Here is an 18,319-nt window from a genome sequence, read left to right on the forward strand (position 1 = left end):
CGTTTTATTGCTTTGATAATCTTGTACGCATCTGTACATGTAGATTGCTTCATATGAAAGGTGTCGCAGTTTGCATTCATTTCAAATTGCAATAAAAAAATCCACCTTATGAACAAGAAACTACATTGAATTGGAAGGGTGGAAGACGTAATATGAGGAGAAATGTAAGCGCATTCATATCAGGGTGTTTTTTTAACTCCTTGAGCGAGGTGGTCTTCTTTTAAAGGTGAAATAAGGATTGTGTGCTTTTAAATATTAAACGAGGGGAAGAATGCTATGCGAAAGCGGATTTCAATCATAACGTTAGTTTTACTTTTGACCTTCAATAACTGTTTGAGTTTTGTTCTGCCATTTAACAATCAAGCTTCAGCGGACCCCGTAACACCATCGATGTTGGCACATTATCCACTGCTTGAGGATGTACAGGATACATCCGGTAATGGCAAACATGGAACGGCTGTTGGCAACATTACGTATGTCGATGGTCTTACTTTACCTGGAGGAACAGATAGTACTACGAACTACGTGCAGCTTCCTACTGGATTGTTTGATCATCAAGAAAATACAACGATTTCTGTATGGATCAAAAATAACACGGGGAGCGGGAACTACTCCGCATTATTCTACGGTACGCCAGCAGCTGAAAATAAATTACCAACGAACTATTGGCTGTTTAATCCATCGAACCCAAGTGGTGATTTCAAGTCCGTATTTACGGATCGCAATAATGTGGACCAGCCTTGGACAACTGAGATTGGAGTATCAGGCGCTTCTACCTCACAATATCAAGGTCAATGGGTTCACTATACGACGGTCATCACAGAACGCTCTATTACAGGTTACATTAACGGTGTAAGTATAGGCACGGCCGCCAAAGAGAAAACAACAGCCAGCTTTGGTACGGATTTGCAAGCATACATCGGTCGCTCCAATTATTCAGGGGATGCTACTTTTGCGGGCAGCTTTCAAGATTTGAGAATTTACGGAGAGGCACTAAATAATGAAGATATCGCGGCAGTATATGAACAATCATTTAATGAAAAGCAAGTACAACAAGGAAAAATAGAGCTAACGTTAGGTGATATATCTGCCGTGACAGAATCTCTTGAACTTCCTTCTACCAATGAGTATGGCGCATGGATATCGTGGACTTCCAGTGATGAGAGTGCGGTTAGTACAACTGGGGAAGTGACCTTACGAGAAATGGAGCAACAAGTGACGTTAACTGCAACCATTTCTTTAGGTGGAAGCCAGGCAACGAAGGAGTTCGTGGTTACCTTACTACCTAAAGGTGCTACTGTGGAGCAGATTGCCGTTAAGGAGGTTTCGCTTAATGAAGCTGCACTTCGTTTATCCATAGGGGACAGCGAGACATTAGTGGCTACAATCTCACCTTCAAATGCAACCAATAAAAGAGTCGTCTGGACATCTAGTGACTCCAGTGTAGCGCTTGTCAATTCAACGGGTAATGTTACAGCGGTTAGTGAGGGTAATGCCACAATTACGGTACAGACTGAAGATGGAGAGTTTACAGCTACATCAGCCGTTACCGTTAAGGGAAAATCACTCAAAGATGATCTTATTCTTCATTACAACATGAAAATGACCGAAGAAGTAGACGGTCAACTTGTATTAAAGGATGTTGCCAACAAGGCAGTTACATTTGATGGAATATTTAAAAATCCAAACAATGGACAGTTCATTTCAAATAGTGAAGTTGGCTTTATTTCTTTCAATGGTGGAAGCTCTACATCGAACAGTGGATATGTTGAGATTCCCAAGGGCTCCAATCGACAGGATCTATTACAAGGTCTGAATGAGATTACCGTATCTTCCATCGTAAACTGGACGAATGACGGTACGAATCGCTGGATTTTCGGTTTGGGTACAGTGTTAACGCCAGAAACGAACAAATATTTTTTCGTAACCCCGCGTCACGGTAGTGGATCAGGCAATATGATTGCTACAGGTATCTCCAAAAATGGCTGGCCGAACGAAGCCTTAGTTACAGGTGGCGCAAACTCGAACCTGATCGGTGGACAGTGGAAGCATGTAACGGTGTCCTTCTCTGAAGCTAGCAACAAGATCACATTATTCGTTGATGGAGTTAAGGTTGCTTCAGGTAATACGAAGGGACTAAAGTTGTCAGACATTATTAATCCGGATGCTACGTTTTCTGGCTTTATCGGTAAGTCCATCTTCGCGAACGATCCATACCTTCAAGGTAGCGTGGCTGATTTCCAAGTATATGATCGTGCGTTGACAGAGCAGGAAATGGGCGAGTTATATCAACAAGAAGCAGCAACTCACATCTCCAAAATACGTCAGCTTACTGTTGATGATGCAGCGAATCAACTTGACATCGGTCATTACTTAGACGGGGCAGATCAGAGTGCTGAGCAGATAACGAAAGACCTTACCTTACCGACGAGTGGTAAAAACGGCGTAAACATCACGTGGAGTTCCAGTCATCCTACGGTCATTTCTAACAGTGGTACTGTACAACGTCCTGCTGTTGAAGCAGGTAATGTTCAAGCAGAGCTTACCGCTACTTTAACGTATCAAGGCGTATCTAGAGCGGCTGTATTCCCGGTTACGATCTTGAAGCAATTCGATGATCAGCAGAAGGTTGATCTGGACGCTGAACAATTAGAGATCTACAACGCGGACAATGTTAAAGGGAACTTACGTCTTGTCACTACAGGTGAACAAGGCTCCACCATTACATGGACATCCAGCAGGCCGGCGGTCGTTAAAGGAACGGCTGAAGCGGCTGGTAACGCTACACAATTAGGCTGGGTGAGCCGTCAAACTACGGATATACCCGTTACGCTAATCGCTACGATTACGAATGGTACAGCTTCGAAAGAGCTAACGTTTAACGTTACGATTAGAAAAGCAGCTGCACCAGTACAGCCTGATGCGTACTTCTTTGCATACTTTACAGGTGAATATGAGGGCGGTGAAGAGATCTCCTTCGCTACAGCGGAAGATCCATTGTTCTGGAAAGCACTGAATAATGGAAAGTCGATCCTGCAATCGAATATGGGGGAAAAGGGACTTCGTGATCCATTCGTTATTCGGTCAGCAGAAGGCGATAAGTTCTATATGCTGGCAACCGATTTGAAAATGGGTGAAAGTACAAATTTTGATCAAGCTCAAATGACAGGCAGTCATTACATGATGGTTTGGGAGTCAGAGGATCTCGTGAACTGGAGTGAGCAGCGAATGATCAAGGTGGCGCCTAAGACAGGAGGAAATACGTGGGCGCCAGAAGCGATCTATGATCCGGTAACTGGAGATTATATTGTATTCTGGGCATCATCGATGAAAAACACAGAGACATATGGTGATTATAACGGAAGACCTGAAGGTCAGTACAATGTGATGTACTACGCGACAACACGAGATTTCTACACCTTTTCTGAGCCCAAGGTCATGATTGATGAGTCACTTCCGACCATTGATACGACGTTTATTGAGCAGAATAATATGTTGTACCGATTCACCAAATCAGAAGTAAATACGAAAGTGTATGTGGAGAAGGCCCCAACGTTCTATTATGACAAAGACGGTATTGCAGCAAATGGCCTTCAATACGACGCAGTTCCGGGTACACGTGATAACAAACTTGGCTTGATCGGAAAAAATGGCAATAACGAAGGACAAACGATTTTTAAAGATATTCATAAAGACAAATGGTATCTGTTCCTTGATTCATGGCCATATCATGTACGATATACAACAGACTTGGACAGTAGCACGCAATATATAAACAATGTGTTAAGTAGTGATCAATATGCACTTCCGCCAGGACCACGACACGGGACGGTAATTCCAATCTCACGTGCAGAGTATAATGCTTTGCAAGAGAAGTATGCATGGAAAGGTCCAGCGCCATCAACAGATCCGGTTGTACATTACTCATTCGATGCAGATACAGTGAATGGTACAACGTTGAATGACATTTCTGGTAATGGCTATCACGCAACACTCGTAGGTGGAGCAACGATTAATGAAGAGGATCGGATCGGTAAAAGTGGTGGTGCACTAGAGCTTAATGGATCAACAGGATATGTGAAGCTGCTAGATCACTTGATTCAATCCTTGAATCTGGAGAAGGCTACGTTCTCTACATGGGTTCAAATGGATAAAAATCAAGCCAATCAAAGAATATTTGATTTTGCTTCCGAAACAGGCAGACAGGTTAACCGCAACACCATGTACTTGAGTACACAAGGGGATACAGGTAGTCTGGAGTTCGCTGTCGTAACCCCTTTTACAGAGAAATTTAGCAATGACAGCACGAAACTAGGATCAGATTATAAATATGCAGTGAGAAATGCTGGACTTTTACCAACGAAGACTTGGCAGCATGTTGCCATTACAATGGATGAATTTGATGCCGTATTGTACGTGAATGGTCAAGAGGTTAAACGCAGCTCGACATTTAACGTGGAGCCGAGAATGTTACTGGAAACAACGATGAATTATATTGGTAAATCGAGAAACAGCTCTCATAGTCTATTTGATGGTAAATTGGATGATTTCCGTATCTATAATCGTGCATTATCCGTTGAAGAGATTGCAACTTTGGCTAATGAAGACGTTACTCCTCCAGTAGAGCAGCCATCTGGGGCAGAACTCATTCTCCACTACGATATGAATGATATCGATGGTGCGACAGTTGTTGACCAAACAGGAAACTTTAACGGAAAATGGATGAATCCGTCTAAAGCAGAATGGATTAGTACACAAGATGCGGGTGTACTAAGCTTTACTGGTGGCACAACTAACTCCTATGTAGAGCTGCCACAAGGAGTTCTCGATGGATTAACGGATATCACCGTTTCGTCCATTGTGAACTGGAGCGGTAAAAATGCTGCGGAGTGGTTATATGCATTAGGAAGACCAAACAGTAATACGCACTATACGTATTTCACACCACGTTATAACGCTAACGGTCTGGCTCGCTTAGGTATCGCGACAAATGCCTGGAATAATGAGTCTTCAACTTCGACCACGGGCTTAAAGAATAATGAATGGAAAGTCGTTACAACTGTTGTTTCAGGTACAGATGGTACACTAACGCTTTATATTGATGGTGTTGCTGTTGCATCAGGATCAACGAATGGTATGACGTTAGAACAAATAAAAAATATCTCAGGCAGTAGTGGAACCATTGGGAAGTCATTTTATCCGGCTGATCCATACTTCGGCGGGTTGATTGCAGACTTCCAAATCTATGATGGTGCGATGACAGCAGCAGATATTGCATCACTGAAGGCTCGTGCAGATCAGAAGATTGCTTCGATGAAGGGCATGTTTGTATCGGCTGCGAAAGAGAAATTAACCATTCATGATCTTCTTGCCTCGAATACATCCAAAGATGCGATTATAAGCAATGTAACTTTGCCAACATCAGGTGCTTATGGCACAACAATAAGCTGGACTTCGGATAAGGGGAATGTCATCTCAACTACAGGTGCCGTAACCAGACCAGCTAACGCAACGGGTGATCAAGTTATAACGTTAACAGCAGTATTTTCAGATGGTACAGAGACAGCTCTCAAAACCTTTACGTTGATGGTTAAGGCATTGCCAAGCGATGCCGCTTCTGTAGATGAAGCAAAAGCAGCGCTAGTCGTTCATAACATTGGTGATGTTAGAGGTCATCTCTCATTACCGAAATCTGGACTATATGGAACAACCATTACTTGGGCTTCTGTTCAGCCCAATGTCATTTCAGTGACGGGTGAAGTACAACGTCCGGCGTACGGTAGTGGAGATATAGACGTGAAGCTTACAGCTACGATTACATTAAATGCAGCATCCGCTACAAAGGAATTTATGGCGAAGGTGAAGGAACGGCCTGCTGATGAAAAATATGCGGGATACTTCTTCGCATATTTCACTGGAGAAGGTAGCTCAACAGGCGAGCAAGTTCACTTTGCACTAAGTAACGGTAATGATCCATTGAACTGGCGAGAATTGAATAATGGTAAACCTGTATTGACCTCTAGCTTAGGGGAGAAGGGAGTACGAGATCCATTCATTATTCGTTCACCTGAAGGTGACAAGTTCTATATGATCGCTACCGATCTGAAAATTAACGGCAATGGTGACTGGGGCAAAGCACAGACATGGGGCAGTCGTTCGATTATGGTGTGGGAATCGAATGATCTGGTCAACTGGACAGATCAACGCATGGTAGAGGTTGCACCGGAAGAAGCAGGTAATACCTGGGCACCAGAAATCATGTACGACAAGACTACAGGTGAATACATCGTATTCTGGGCTTCAAGAATGTTTGTCGATGCATCCCATACAGGCAGTGCATATCAAAAAATGATGTATAGCAAGACAAGAGATTTCTATACGTTTACTGAACCGCAAGTATATTTGGATTATGGATATTCCATCATTGACACAACGATGATTGAGCATGATGGAAAAGTGTATCGCTTTACAAAGGATGAGCAGGACAACGGAGCTGCTGCTCCATTTGGCAAGATGGTCTTCCAAGAGGTTGGTAACTCGATCTTAGATCCAGCCTTCAAGATGATTAATCAAGGTGTGGGTAACATGAAATGGGTTGAGGGTCCAACGATCTTCAAATCAAATACAGAAGAAAAATGGTATTTATTCGTAGATGAGTTTGGTGGAAGAGGTTATATTCCATTCGAGACAACCAATCTTGCATCAGGTGTCTGGACATTATCTTCTAACTACAATTTACCCGCGAGTCCGCGTCACGGAACGGTAATTCCCATTACACAACGTGAGTATGATGCACTTAGTGGGAAGAACGTACCCGTTAGTGGAATTAGCCTGGACCAAACGACGTTGTCCATCGTAGAAGGTAAATCAGGGCAATTGACAGCTACCGTATTACCAGCTAATGCAACGAAAAAAGCAGTAACATGGCGCTCCAGTAATCCAGCTGTAGCCACTGTAAGTGCGACGGGGCGAGTAACAGCGGTGGCAGCAGGAACAGCAAACATTACAGTAACTACAGAAGATGGTGGGTTTTCATCCAGCGCTACAGTAACAGTAACACCATTGGTTGATGGGACTCCAGAAGCACCAAGCAGTGGGGATGGAAATGGTGGCGGTAATATCCCTGCACCTACAGCACCACCAGCTACAGGTGGAAATGAGCCAGTGGTAATGGACAACGGCCAAATAAACATTAAGCCAGTCGCAAGTGAGAACGGTGCTTTTAACGTGAAGTTAAGTGCGGATACAGTGAAGCGTGCGCTTGATCAAACGACAAGCGGTGAGCTACAGATACGAGTTGAAGGTGATCAAAGCTGGAACGGGCTAACGATTGAGTTAGCAGTAGATGCGCGCTTAACAAGTGGATCTTCTACGGTAGATCGCATCGAGATCAATACAGGCTCTGCAGTCGTAAGCGTGGCAACCGAACTGCTCGGAACAGGAACAAGTGCGGGGAAAACGTTAGGATTGTCGATTAAGAAAATAACAGCTAATCAATTGTCAGCTAGTGCACAAGCGGGGCTAACTGGTGAGGTCGTATATGATATCGAGTTAACGATTGATGGTAAGAAGCTTACAGCGTTTGATGGCAGAGATGATCTCGTGATTGCATTGCCATACACCCTAAAAGCTGCCGAAAATCCAAACAATGTCATCGTATACGATGTGAAGGACAACGGTGAGCTAAGAGTGGTGACGAATGGTAAATACAATGCAGCGACAGGAAAAGTAGAGTTCAAGCCAACGTATCTAAGCAAGTATACGGTAGCGTATGTTGCAACGAGCTTTAAGGATGTGACCCAAGACTGGGCGAAGGATGCCATCTCAGCATTGGGAGCAAGAGGCATTGTGAAGGGTGTAGGCGACGGCGAGTTTAATCCGAAGGGTCAAGTGACAAGAGCAGAATTCATCACCATGCTGATGAATATGTTGGAGTTATCGGATGAGAGCGCAACGACAAGTTTTAGTGATGTGAAGTCAGGAGAATGGTACCATGGAAACATCGCAACTGCGCAGAAGCTGGGGATTGTGAACGGAAAACCAAATGGAAGATTTGGAGTTCATGAGAACATTACGCGAGAAGATATGGTGGTTATGGTATACAAGGCGATCCAAATGAAGCAACTAGCGTTAGCAAGTGGTGAAGCTACTGCTTTCAAGGATGAAGCAAACATCGCAAACTACGCGAAGCAAGCGGTAGAGGCAATACAGGGAGCAGGCATAATCAACGGTGTAGGTAACGATGAGTTTGCACCGAAGAAGAACGCCAGCCGCGCAGAAGCAGCAGTGATGATTTATAATGTGTTGGGTTTGATGTAGGCACGTGCTCCGTGCATTAAGGAATAACAAAGCTAAAAACGTTACCACTTCTTGTGGTAGCGTTTTTGGCGTACCATTTCGATTCCCTCATGTTCAATACCTAAAACTTGGCTACTAACACAAGGACTCTTGAGTGTAAGTGGTTTTTTTATGATTCATAGCAGTGATACTTATCCTTTTTGAAAGCGCTTTTAAATTAATGTAGACAAGAGAACATACCAGATGATATATTGTTTCTGTAAGAAACAATATTATTTTTGTTGAGAACTATATTATACGTGTCCTTGTTAAGGGCGGAAGAAATGATCTCTCGGAGCTTAAGCTTGGACACTACAAAAAGGACGGGGATATGATGACTAAAATCGAGACAACAGTTCAATCCTTTGACGGTACACAGCTTTATTTCAGCAAGGATACAGTGGAAAATGCCAAAGCCGCTGTCGTTATTGTGCACGGATTAGCGGAACATACCGGTCGCTATGATTATGTGACAGAGAAGCTGAGTCAGCGCGGGTTTAACGTATATCGATTCGATCATCGCGGTCATGCCAGATCCGAAGGACCACGTACGTTCTACAGTGATTTCCACCAGATCATAGAGGATGTCAACGTTGTGGTGGAGACTGCTTTGCAAGAAAGCGGAAATCTTCCGCTGTTTGTTATCGGACATAGTATGGGCGGCTTCGCAACATCGTCTTTTGGAACGAAATATCCAAGCAAGGTTAAAGGTATCGTGTTATCCGGAGCGCTCACTCGTTACAATACAAAAGTTGCCGGAGAACTGCCGATGGATCTGCCTACAGGCACGTATTTCCCGAATGAGCTGGGCAGCGGCGTATGTAGTGATCCCGCAGTTGTATCCGCTTACGCGAATGATCCACTAGTTGAAAAGCAAATCTCTGTAGATTTGTTTAACAGTCTGGGAAATGGCATAACATGGCTGAAGGAGAACGCTGAGCAGTTTATAGATCCCGTACTTGTTCTGCATGGGGCGAATGACGGGCTGGTCAGCGAAAAGGATTCTCGTGATTTTTACGGAGATATCGCTTCAACCGATAAAACACTCAAAATTTATGCTCATCTGATGCATGAGATATTTAATGAACCAACCCGTGATGACGTTATTGAAGAAGCAATCACATGGATTGAAAAACGGATCTGATTTCAGTAGAGTAAGAGAGAGAATCTGAATGATGAAAGGGATTATCCATGAAATTAGATTGGATGGGCGACCATCGGGAACTGATTGAAAAAATTATCAAGTACGGCAATGCGTACTCGAACACCTATAAGTTGCAGCGAAGTTATGGTACGGATATGATGTTCTCGGCTTCACAGATTCAGACGCTGGAATACATTCTGGAAGCCGAGGATAAGGAAGAGAAGATGACGGAAATGGCTGCGCGCCTGGGCGTAAGCCGCAGTACATTTTCCAAGAATGTGAAGAATCTGACCGAAAAAGGACTGCTCGAGAAATTCCATCTAAGCGGTAACCGCAAAGATATTTACGTCAAACCTTCGGCAAAAGGGCGCGAGGTATACGGCAAGTATACCGAATTTGTGCGAGAGCTTTGCTTTGATGAGATTTTCAAGTATGCCGATCAGATTTCAGATGCCGACAAACAAAACTTTATTCGCATTATGGATATGTTCGCCGATGTACTCGTCTGGTATGGTGAAAAGGAACAGGAAGCGCGTAAATTAATCAGAATTGATTCCGATTCGGGCAGCGACTAGTTTCGAGATAAAAGGGATTTTCCTCAAGGCTGTTTTGTGGCCGGAAAGGAAAATTCCTTTTTGCTTGCTCTGAAACACGAATCTTGAAATTAAGGCACTAGCCCATTCCCTCCGCGAATGTCCGTCATACAGTATAAGGTGCTCTCGTGAACTGCTGTATGACAAATGTTGAATAGGGAGATGGATAGATTGAAATCAAAAACGAAACTGACCGGACGAGTGATCTTCAGAGGTGATCCAGGATATGAGGCCGCGCGAAAAAACTGGGACCCGCATACGGACAGATTTCCTAAAGTATTTGTTTTTGCTCAGAAAACAAAAGATGTCTCCAATGCCATCCGATGGGCTCGTGAGAATGATGTGCCGATCCGGCCGCGAAGTGGCAGACACGCGCTTGAAGTGAACCTTTCACAGGTGAATGGCGGTATCGTGATTGACGTGAGTGATCTGAATTCGATCAAGCTTGATAAAAAAAATGGAACCGTCGTTGTAGGAACAGGCAACCGGGTAGGAAGAATTGCGAATACCCTCGCCAAGCAAGGATTCATCGCTCCGTTTGGTGACAGCCCTACCGTTGGAATCGGTGGGATTACGTTAGGCGGGGGAATTGGGCCTCTCCAACGTACCATAGGTCTCATCAGTGATAACCTGCTTGAAGTGGAGATGGTGGATGCCAACGGAAAAGTCATTCGGGCGAATAAAAAGCTTAATGCAGATCTCTTTTGGGCCTCACGTGGTGGGGGTGGTGGTAACTTCGGAGTGTACACCCGCTACAAGTTCAAAGTGCGCCGGGCTCCAGCGAAAGCGACAGTATTTAAAATCACCTGGCCATGGGCTCAATTCGAAAAGGTGCTCAAAGTATGGCAGCGGTGGGCTCCCTCTGTTGATACGAGATTGGGCAGCGAGTTGTCCATCGGACCGAAAAAAGGTGGTAACGTTATGATGGAGGGACTGTTCTTAGGCTCTAAAACAGAGGCCCTCCGATTATTGCAGCCAATGACTAGTGTCGGCACACCGACGAGCTCCACGGTTCGTTTGTTGCCTTACCCGGAAGTTGTGAAGTTCTTATTGCAGCCTGACCCGATTCAAACGCAAAGGTTCAGTAACCAGTTCTCCTCCGGTTTCGGAAGAAAACCATTTCCTGATAAGGCCATCAAAACGATGCGGGCATTTTTGGAGAATATAGAAGAGGGGCCAGGCGGGTTCTATTTCCTGAACTGGGGTGGAGCGGTAAGTCGCAAATCACCTCGATCAACCGCATTTTTCTGGCGGAAAGAGAAGTTCTATGTGGAATGGACCAGTACGTGGATCAAACCTTCCCATGCCGCTAAAAATATTGCACTCGCTCGTAATACTCGCAAGAAATTGCAACCATACATTGTCGGTTCCTATATCAACGTTCCAGACCAAGGAATCAAAAATTCCGGTCCAGTGTACTATGGAGCCAACTATGCCCGACTGCGGAGAGTCAAAGCCAAGTATGATCCGAAAAATGTGTTTAACAATCCGCAAAGCATCACGCCTGCTCGGAGAGTGTAATCCATATTCACTTGTTCACTGTCTAATTAATGAGTGAAGAAACACGCCTTATTGGGCGTGTTTTTGGTATGTAAAATATAAATGCCAGAACAAGGAATGAAATTAACCTGTGAACAAGCATGAACAAGCGTGAACGACAGTGGAAAGATATACGACGCACACTCAGGATATCACGACCGTGAATACTTTTTTCACCGAACAACGAAAAAACCGCCCTCGGTCATATGACCAAGAGCAGTTTCTTCACATGCCAACTAGGCATGTCAGTTGTTGGAGCAATTAAACGTTAACTTTTTCTCCAGCAAATACTTCCACGTTCATTGGTGCGGCCATAAAAGCTGCTGCTTGTTGAACAAAAGCCTGGAAATGTGAGCTTGTGTTGTGGGAAGCTGTAGCAGCTTCATCTTTCCACAGTTCAATCATCGTGTATTGTTGTTCGTGTTCTGTGCTTTTTGTCAGATCGTAGCTGATGTTACCTTCTTCTTGACGTGTAGCCGTGATCAGTTCTTTAGCTGCAGCCAGAAATGCTTGTTCTTGAGCCGCTTGAATTTGCAGATGTGCGTGAATGATAATCATAATAGTTAACCCTCCAGAGTGTGTTTGAGATTTGTTAGTGATATAAACCTATTAAAAGCAAATAATCATGACTTACAGGGAAACAGCCCCTGATATTATGCCCAAGTTGTGATGGTTTCTACTGGCAGACGATAGGAAGGATGACCTTCTTTCGCTGATTTACCAATAGAGATCAACATAACGGGTTGATAACGCTCTTTGTCCATACCGAATACTTCTGCAATTTGATCTTTCTCATAACCACCAATTGGGTTGGTGTCATAACCATGAGCACGTGCTGCAAGCATCAATTGCATGGAAGCAAGGCCAGCATCGATTAGGTTAACGTCACGAAGATCGGAAGCAGCCATCTTTTCGTAATAAGGCATTACAGTTTTGAGCTGCATATCCTTAATGTCTTGTGGCATGTAACCAAGTTCTACAGCTTTACCAAAAATCTCATCCATATATTCAACGTTGTTCATGTCAATGAATACGCCAATAACAGCGGCAGAAGTCAAAACCTGATTTTGATTGAATCTTGCAAGAGGAGCAAGCTTTTCTTTGCCTTCAGCTGTATCTACAACCAGAAAACGCCAAGGTTGCAAATTGATCGAAGATGGTGCACGGGAAGCTTCTGACAGAATTTCTGTCATTTCTTCACGGCTGATTTTCACTTCAGGATCATACAGTTTAACAGAACGACGACCGTAGGTAATCTCGTTAAAATCATTTGTTTTTTGGAATTTGCTTTGAATCGTACTCATGAATGGATCTCTCCTCTATATATGGGTTAAAAATTGTTCTGCATACGTTCGAGGAAATCAGCGAGCGCTTGAACCTCGTCTTCACTGAAATCCTGCAAAATCTGATTGATGAAATTCGTCTTCTCGGCTTTATAACCTTCAATCTGCTTTCGACCGTGGTCCGTGAGACGAACAAAAGTTACCCGATTATCTTCAGGGTTTTTACGTCTTGTGACCATCAGGTCTGCCTCAAGCTGCTTCAAGTGGCGTGTAATCGCAGCACTATCAATGTTAATGATTTTCTGCAGCATGGACTGGTTGATCTCATCGACCTGATCCAGTTCATGGAGAATCTCAAAGCGTGAGGAACTGATACCTGTGCAACGTTCGAACTTGGGACTGATTTTGTTGCCCAACACGTTCAGCAGGTTGATGATCTGTTCTTCTTTGGAAACAATACGTGTCATGACTAGACCTCCCGGGTGAATCTGAATCATGAACAACGGCGTATGTTAACCAATAAATGATGTTACAGTATACAATGCCATTGCCTAATGATTATTTGTATGCTCTCGATCATTGATGTATCAATAGTTGATGCCTCAATCATTGATGGCTCAATTAATATATCATGCCTTTTATGATTTTGCAACAGGTTATGAAGAAAAGATGATTATACCTGGATTATCCCGGTCCAGAAGCATGTCTTCTGTATAGGATGTCCATCTGCATGAGTTTATATCTATGGGCCATGTTATTGAGAATTATTATCAATTGATCTATAATAAGAAGACATGGCATATCGAGCGAACGCAACAGGCAGCAGTTCATACAACAGCTGAGCAGGCATGAAGGTGGATATGGATCGGAGGGTAAGTACAGAAGATATGAATTTGAATGATCACATCAAGCTGTGGAATCGCTGGATACGATCACAAACATATTACGGAAAGCAAAATAATAGAGCTTAGTCAGGCGAGTATAGGCTTCGATCCGACAAGGGAAGGGACGTCAGCATGAACGAAAATGATTGGATCAAACAAATGGAGCAACTACATTTCTCTGCTGTCCACGTCTGCCAGTACTCTAGCAATCCGGGGACTCTCAGCCGCAGGGTCTGGAAGAGGTACGCCATTTGCAGGATTATTGCTGGCAAGGGATCTTTGACTATGAATAACGTTATACATACGGTGTCCCAAGACGATTGGTTTTTGTTGAAGCCAGGAATGCATGTGGAATTTCAGACAGATATGGAAGCCCTGGTCCGATATCAGATCATTTTATTTTCCTGTGTGACACTTACCCGGAGTCGAAATGCTTGGCATAGCGATACAGTTGATTTTCCTGTTACAGGCAAGCTTAACATTTCTTCCAACGCGTCTGATATTCGGGAGAGCATGGATACCCTGGTACATGGAAAAGACTCTTTCACGAGTCTGGAAAAGACGCGCAGGAAACATCTTTTGCATCAGTTATTGATTCAGCTAATGATACACGTGAATGAAGCAGCTCCCCCTTTAGCGGGGATGGATCGGGCACTTGAATACATGACGCATCAGTATATGAAGGACATTCGAGTCGATCAGATGGCCGGCATGGCAGGGCTTAGTGTGAATCATTTTATAAGAACGTTCAAACGGCAATTAAATATGACTCCGATCGAATACATCCTGAAACAACGTATGGCGAAAGCCAAGCAGCTATTGTTTTCTTCAGATAAAATCAAGGAAATTGCGGAGCAGGTAGGCTATAGGGATGAGCACTATTTCAGCAGAGTCTTCAAGAAAAACGAAGGTGTCGCCCCGACATTGTATATGAAAAATAAAGTGAGTCGCATTGCCACATTGTATTACGGGTTGGATGACTACGTAATAACGCTTGGTATGACGCCAGTGTCCGCACTATCTTATGGTCAGAGAGTGGCTCGCCATGTTGCTGTTCCTGAGCTTCAAGTACACAGTCATCAGGGACTTATCCTGGACAGCTTCAATCAGAACTATGACGGGTTGAGGCGAGTCCAACCGGATCTGATCATTACAAGTAATCGTTTAGAGCCGAATGCATCCCTGCATCATATCGCCCCCACCACTATGCTGGAACATACCAACCATTGTGGTGAAAGACTACTGTATATAGCGGACATTATGGGACGTACCGAACAGGCTGTGCAGTGGATTGAACAACATGCGAACCTGAGTCAGGTGCTTCGAAGACGAATTCAATCGAGATGGGGGAAACAGAGTGCCATGTTCATCCGGGTGACTTCTCATTTCTACCGAATGTATGGATTAAATAACCAGACAGGAGCCCTATTGTATGATGATTTAAGATTCCATTTGCCTAGCCATTTCCCGGAAAATCAGTGGGCTGTGGAGACGCAAGTTAGCGATTTGCAGTTATATGACGCGGATCATGTGTTTGTAATGGTCGATCCCACGGAAGAGGCGCACGCTCAACTACGGCAATTGCAGCAATCTAGTGAATGGTTGGCATTAAAGGCTGTTCAAGAAGGCCATGTCTATAATGCAGGAGATATTTTCTTCAAGACGCTGGGGCCAACCGGACGGACGTGGGCTATGCGATATGTAGCAGAGCAGCTTGGTATTACTGTACGGTGATATTGTGCAAGTGAAGAGCGTGGAATAATCCATGGCAAGCTTGTTTGCTTTTCCCTACTATAATGATAATGATTATTATTATTAAATAGTAGAGGAGATTCACTACAAATGGTAAGACAGAGAGTAGCAACGATGGTACTATTGGCCTTGCTTATATTCGTACTGGCCGCATGTGGCAAGACATCGGAAGTAAATGAAGCAATGCCTGAGCAACAGGATACACCTTTGGAAGAGAGTGGTACACAAACGATCGAGCATCTTAAAGGAACAGCGGTTGTACCGCAAAAAATAGAGCGTATGGTTGTGTTGTCTGCCGCTTACATCGATCACATGTTAACGATTGGTGAGAAACCAGCAGGCGTTAATGTAGAAGTTCGTTATGGCGGAGATTATCTGCCTTATCTTGCAGATCAGCTTGCTGATGTGCCAACAGTAGGGTCGGCAGATAGTCCTAATCTGGAGGCTATTCTTCAGATCAATCCGGATGTCATCGTTGTTGAGAGTCGAACTGCTGAGAGTACATATGAGCAGTTGGAGAAAATTGCTCCGACGATTGTACTGGGTAACGAATGGCTGGATTATGAAGATGACACAACGTATTGGACACAGGATCTGTTGTCCATAGCCGGGTTGTTCAACAAGGTCGATCTGGCCAAGGAGAAAATCGCAGAGGTGGAGCAACAGGCGGAACAACTAAAAGCTAAGATCGAACAATTGGATCAGAAAAAGCTGGCTTACTTGCGTGTCAGAGAGAAGACTTTGCAAATTTATGCGGAAAAAGGGCATCCAACCAACACACTGTTGTATCATGATCTTGGATTTGTGCCCACTGCTGTGACGCCTGGCGAACAGCGTGAGGACCTTTCCATAGAGAAAATTGCGGATATCGATGCCAATTTCGTCGTTCTTGAGGTTGATCCGAATGCCGAGGACTATCTAAACAACATCCATGCAAGCTCACTCTGGAAGAAAGTTCCGGCTGTTGGTGAAGATCAGGTCTTTACGACAGACTCGTTCTGGTTATTTAAGGGCTGGGGAGCAATCGGTCGCAGCGAGATTATTAACGAAGTTGAAGATATGATTCAATAGATGGGACGTTATCCAGGACATAACCATTCAGAGATGTCGGAAGTATTACAGCAATTTTTTGTGACGACGATCCGAGCAGACTGCAATGATTCCAAGTATCCTTTCCGAGTGAAGGATTTGCTGGATGAAGAGAAACGAGACTTAATATTGCGTGAGCAGGCTATGCAACAAGGGCTTCAATTGGATGGAAAAGGGAGTGTAGCTGTCGGTACACTTTTTGCCAAGCGTTATTCGGTGTTGGTAATGGCCGTAATCTCTGCATTCAGTCTATACGACACTACACTTAGTATGGCCGATGATGATATACGGTTCGCATTGAATGGATCAGGCGGCATGCGATATGAGACTCTGCTAGAGAAAACCTTTCTGGCAGGTCCCGATCCTGTCCAGCGCAGGTCAGAGAGTACCTTGCTCAAGAAGAGAATGCTGTTACATATGATACCTGTTCTGCGAGCGGTAGCCATTAGTACAGGGGCAAGTGATAAGGTCATGTGGTCTCTGGTTGCGCATAATGTGCAACAATTATATGAACGCATGATTAATGATCAAAGAATATGGAAGACGGATCAACGGCTTGCACAGATCAAGGAAGATCAGAGCATATGGCTTGACGAACAAAATGAAAATGCATTTACATTTGCCATGGAGCTGAATCACTTTGATCACCCAGAGTGGCAAGGAGCGCCGTTCTTGATACGTCGATATTGTTGTTTGGCTTATCAAGTTGGAGACGGCAGTCATACACATGGTTATTGCAACAGTTGTCCGAAGCTGGATTCGGAATCCCGATTGCATAATCTTCTACAGGAGTGAACTGACATTTTCGTACCGCATCGTCGTATCTGCTTCGACGATCCTGGTTCTCTTCGAAACTGACGCCAGAGGCTTGGGCGAGACCATGTCCCCAAATCCTCTTTATAAAGAATCGGTCTGGACATCGACATGTTCCATAACCTGCAGCCGCTTAAGCCAGCGTCTGCGGGTTTGTTGGTTTTGGACGAGAAAGTTCAGGCAAACGTAGGGATAAAATCCGAGTAAGCTCAAAAATGAATGATTTTTCACGTTTTTGGATTTTGCGTTGATTACCTGGATCGGATATACTTCAAGTTATTGATCAATTCATAACTGTGCGTTGGAAGGGGAAAAATGATGGCTAAAGATACAGCAGCATCGGTTAATCGGCGAAATGATATTATCTCTGCAGCGATTGACGTCTTCGCGGAAATTGGTTATTACCGTGCGACTACAGCTCAAGTGGCTGAACGGGCAGAGATTTCACAGCCGTATATCTTTCGTTTTTTTAAAACAAAAGAAGCTTTATTATTAACTGCAATTGAAGTCTCATGGACACGAGTGATTGAAGCGTTCCGAATCGTTGTGGAGACGGCGACGCCAGATCAGTTGGAAAATGACTTAATTCAAGCCTACGATAAGATTCTGGAATCTCACAAGAGCGAGATCTTGCTTCAAATGCAGGCGCAAACCATCCGGGAAGAAGTCATTCGTCAGGCCATGCAAAAAGGCATTGGTGATGTACGAAGCATGGTACTGGAAGCTTTCACAGTTGCAGGAATTGCGGAACCACTCAAAAGAACCATGATTTTCCTGGCGATTGGGATGTTGTGTAATGTATCTACAGCATTGGATATGCCGGAGCTGAAGGATCGATAGAGAGGGAGTAAAGTCCCTTTTTTAAATTTAGTTATTGATCAATCA

General features: G+C 44.1%; 11 protein-coding genes. 8 read left to right on the forward strand and 3 right to left on the reverse strand.

The features are described 5' to 3' along the window. The first annotated feature begins 276 nt into the window (after nt 1-276). The 4 genes from MKX40_RS09550 (at nt 277) to MKX40_RS09565 (ending at nt 11,595) form a co-directional block, all read left to right on the forward strand. Nucleotides 277-8,319, forward strand: a complete 8,043-nt coding sequence (locus tag MKX40_RS09550) for an immunoglobulin-like domain-containing protein (RefSeq protein WP_339241035.1) — start codon at nt 277-279, stop codon at nt 8,317-8,319. A 352-nt stretch (nt 8,320-8,671) separates the two neighbouring features. Next, nucleotides 8,672-9,481 carry a lysophospholipase gene (locus tag MKX40_RS09555; RefSeq protein ID WP_339242987.1) on the forward strand — a complete coding sequence of 270 codons (810 nt, stop codon included), beginning with the start codon at nt 8,672-8,674 and terminating at the stop codon, nt 9,479-9,481. Between the two features lie 47 nt (nt 9,482-9,528). Beyond that, nucleotides 9,529-10,056: a MarR family winged helix-turn-helix transcriptional regulator gene (locus MKX40_RS09560; protein WP_339241037.1), complete on the forward strand. Its 528-nt coding sequence runs from the start codon at nt 9,529-9,531 to the stop codon at nt 10,054-10,056. Between the two features lie 180 nt (nt 10,057-10,236). After that, nucleotides 10,237-11,595: an FAD-binding oxidoreductase gene (locus MKX40_RS09565; protein ID WP_339241039.1), complete on the forward strand. Its 1,359-nt coding sequence runs from the start codon at nt 10,237-10,239 to the stop codon at nt 11,593-11,595. Between the two features lie 279 nt (nt 11,596-11,874). Here MKX40_RS09565 and MKX40_RS09570 read toward each other — a convergent pair whose 3' ends face one another. From MKX40_RS09570 to MKX40_RS09580, 3 genes are all read right to left on the reverse strand, one after another. Beyond that, complete coding sequence (locus tag MKX40_RS09570; RefSeq protein WP_339241040.1) at nt 11,875-12,171, reverse strand: putative quinol monooxygenase; 297 nt, start codon at nt 12,169-12,171, stop codon at nt 11,875-11,877. A gap of 95 nt (nt 12,172-12,266) precedes the next feature. Then, nucleotides 12,267-12,917: a nitroreductase family protein gene (locus MKX40_RS09575; protein ID WP_339241043.1), complete on the reverse strand. Its 651-nt coding sequence runs from the start codon at nt 12,915-12,917 to the stop codon at nt 12,267-12,269. Nucleotides 12,918-12,943: 26 nt separating this feature from the next. Beyond that, nucleotides 12,944-13,363 carry a MarR family transcriptional regulator gene (locus MKX40_RS09580; RefSeq protein ID WP_253433129.1) on the reverse strand — a complete coding sequence of 140 codons (420 nt, stop codon included), beginning with the start codon at nt 13,361-13,363 and terminating at the stop codon, nt 12,944-12,946. A 576-nt stretch (nt 13,364-13,939) separates the two neighbouring features. On the opposite strand from MKX40_RS09580, the gene MKX40_RS09585 reads away from it, so the two are divergent. The 4 genes from MKX40_RS09585 to MKX40_RS09600 all read left to right on the forward strand — a co-directional run bounded on the left by MKX40_RS09585 (nt 13,940) and on the right by MKX40_RS09600 (nt 18,274). Further along, on the forward strand, nt 13,940-15,514 hold the full coding sequence (locus MKX40_RS09585) for an AraC family transcriptional regulator (RefSeq protein WP_339242989.1): 1,575 nt from the start codon (nt 13,940-13,942) through the stop codon (nt 15,512-15,514). A gap of 108 nt (nt 15,515-15,622) precedes the next feature. Further along, complete coding sequence (locus MKX40_RS09590) at nt 15,623-16,603, forward strand: ABC transporter substrate-binding protein (protein ID WP_339241046.1); 981 nt, start codon at nt 15,623-15,625, stop codon at nt 16,601-16,603. A gap of 33 nt (nt 16,604-16,636) precedes the next feature. Next, complete coding sequence (locus MKX40_RS09595; RefSeq protein ID WP_339241048.1) at nt 16,637-17,416, forward strand: hypothetical protein; 780 nt, start codon at nt 16,637-16,639, stop codon at nt 17,414-17,416. Between the two features lie 336 nt (nt 17,417-17,752). Next, nucleotides 17,753-18,274, forward strand: coding sequence for a TetR/AcrR family transcriptional regulator (locus MKX40_RS09600; RefSeq protein WP_339242991.1), 522 nt, complete (start codon nt 17,753-17,755; stop codon nt 18,272-18,274). Nucleotides 18,275-18,319: the final 45 nt, after the last annotated feature.

The sequence above is a fragment of the Paenibacillus sp. FSL R5-0517 genome (genome assembly GCF_037974355.1).
GTDB lineage: Bacteria > Bacillota > Bacilli > Paenibacillales > Paenibacillaceae > Paenibacillus.

Excerpts from the sequence above, each read along its gene's own strand:
- MKX40_RS09550 (WP_339241035.1), top strand. The coding sequence starts at position 277 with ATGCGAAAGCGGATTTCAATCATAACGTTAGTTTTACTTTTGACCTTC.
- MKX40_RS09555 (WP_339242987.1), top strand. The coding sequence starts at position 8,672 with ATGACTAAAATCGAGACAACAGTTCAATCCTTTGACGGTACACAGCTT.
- MKX40_RS09560 (WP_339241037.1), top strand. The coding sequence starts at position 9,529 with ATGAAATTAGATTGGATGGGCGACCATCGGGAACTGATTGAAAAAATT.
- MKX40_RS09565 (WP_339241039.1), top strand. The coding sequence starts at position 10,237 with ATGGATAGATTGAAATCAAAAACGAAACTGACCGGACGAGTGATCTTC.
- MKX40_RS09570 (WP_339241040.1), bottom strand. The coding sequence starts at position 12,171 with ATGATTATCATTCACGCACATCTGCAAATTCAAGCGGCTCAAGAACAA.
- MKX40_RS09575 (WP_339241043.1), bottom strand. The coding sequence starts at position 12,917 with ATGAGTACGATTCAAAGCAAATTCCAAAAAACAAATGATTTTAACGAG.
- MKX40_RS09580 (WP_253433129.1), bottom strand. The coding sequence starts at position 13,363 with ATGACACGTATTGTTTCCAAAGAAGAACAGATCATCAACCTGCTGAAC.
- MKX40_RS09585 (WP_339242989.1), top strand. The coding sequence starts at position 13,940 with ATGGAGCAACTACATTTCTCTGCTGTCCACGTCTGCCAGTACTCTAGC.
- MKX40_RS09590 (WP_339241046.1), top strand. The coding sequence starts at position 15,623 with ATGGTAAGACAGAGAGTAGCAACGATGGTACTATTGGCCTTGCTTATA.
- MKX40_RS09595 (WP_339241048.1), top strand. The coding sequence starts at position 16,637 with ATGTCGGAAGTATTACAGCAATTTTTTGTGACGACGATCCGAGCAGAC.
- MKX40_RS09600 (WP_339242991.1), top strand. The coding sequence starts at position 17,753 with ATGGCTAAAGATACAGCAGCATCGGTTAATCGGCGAAATGATATTATC.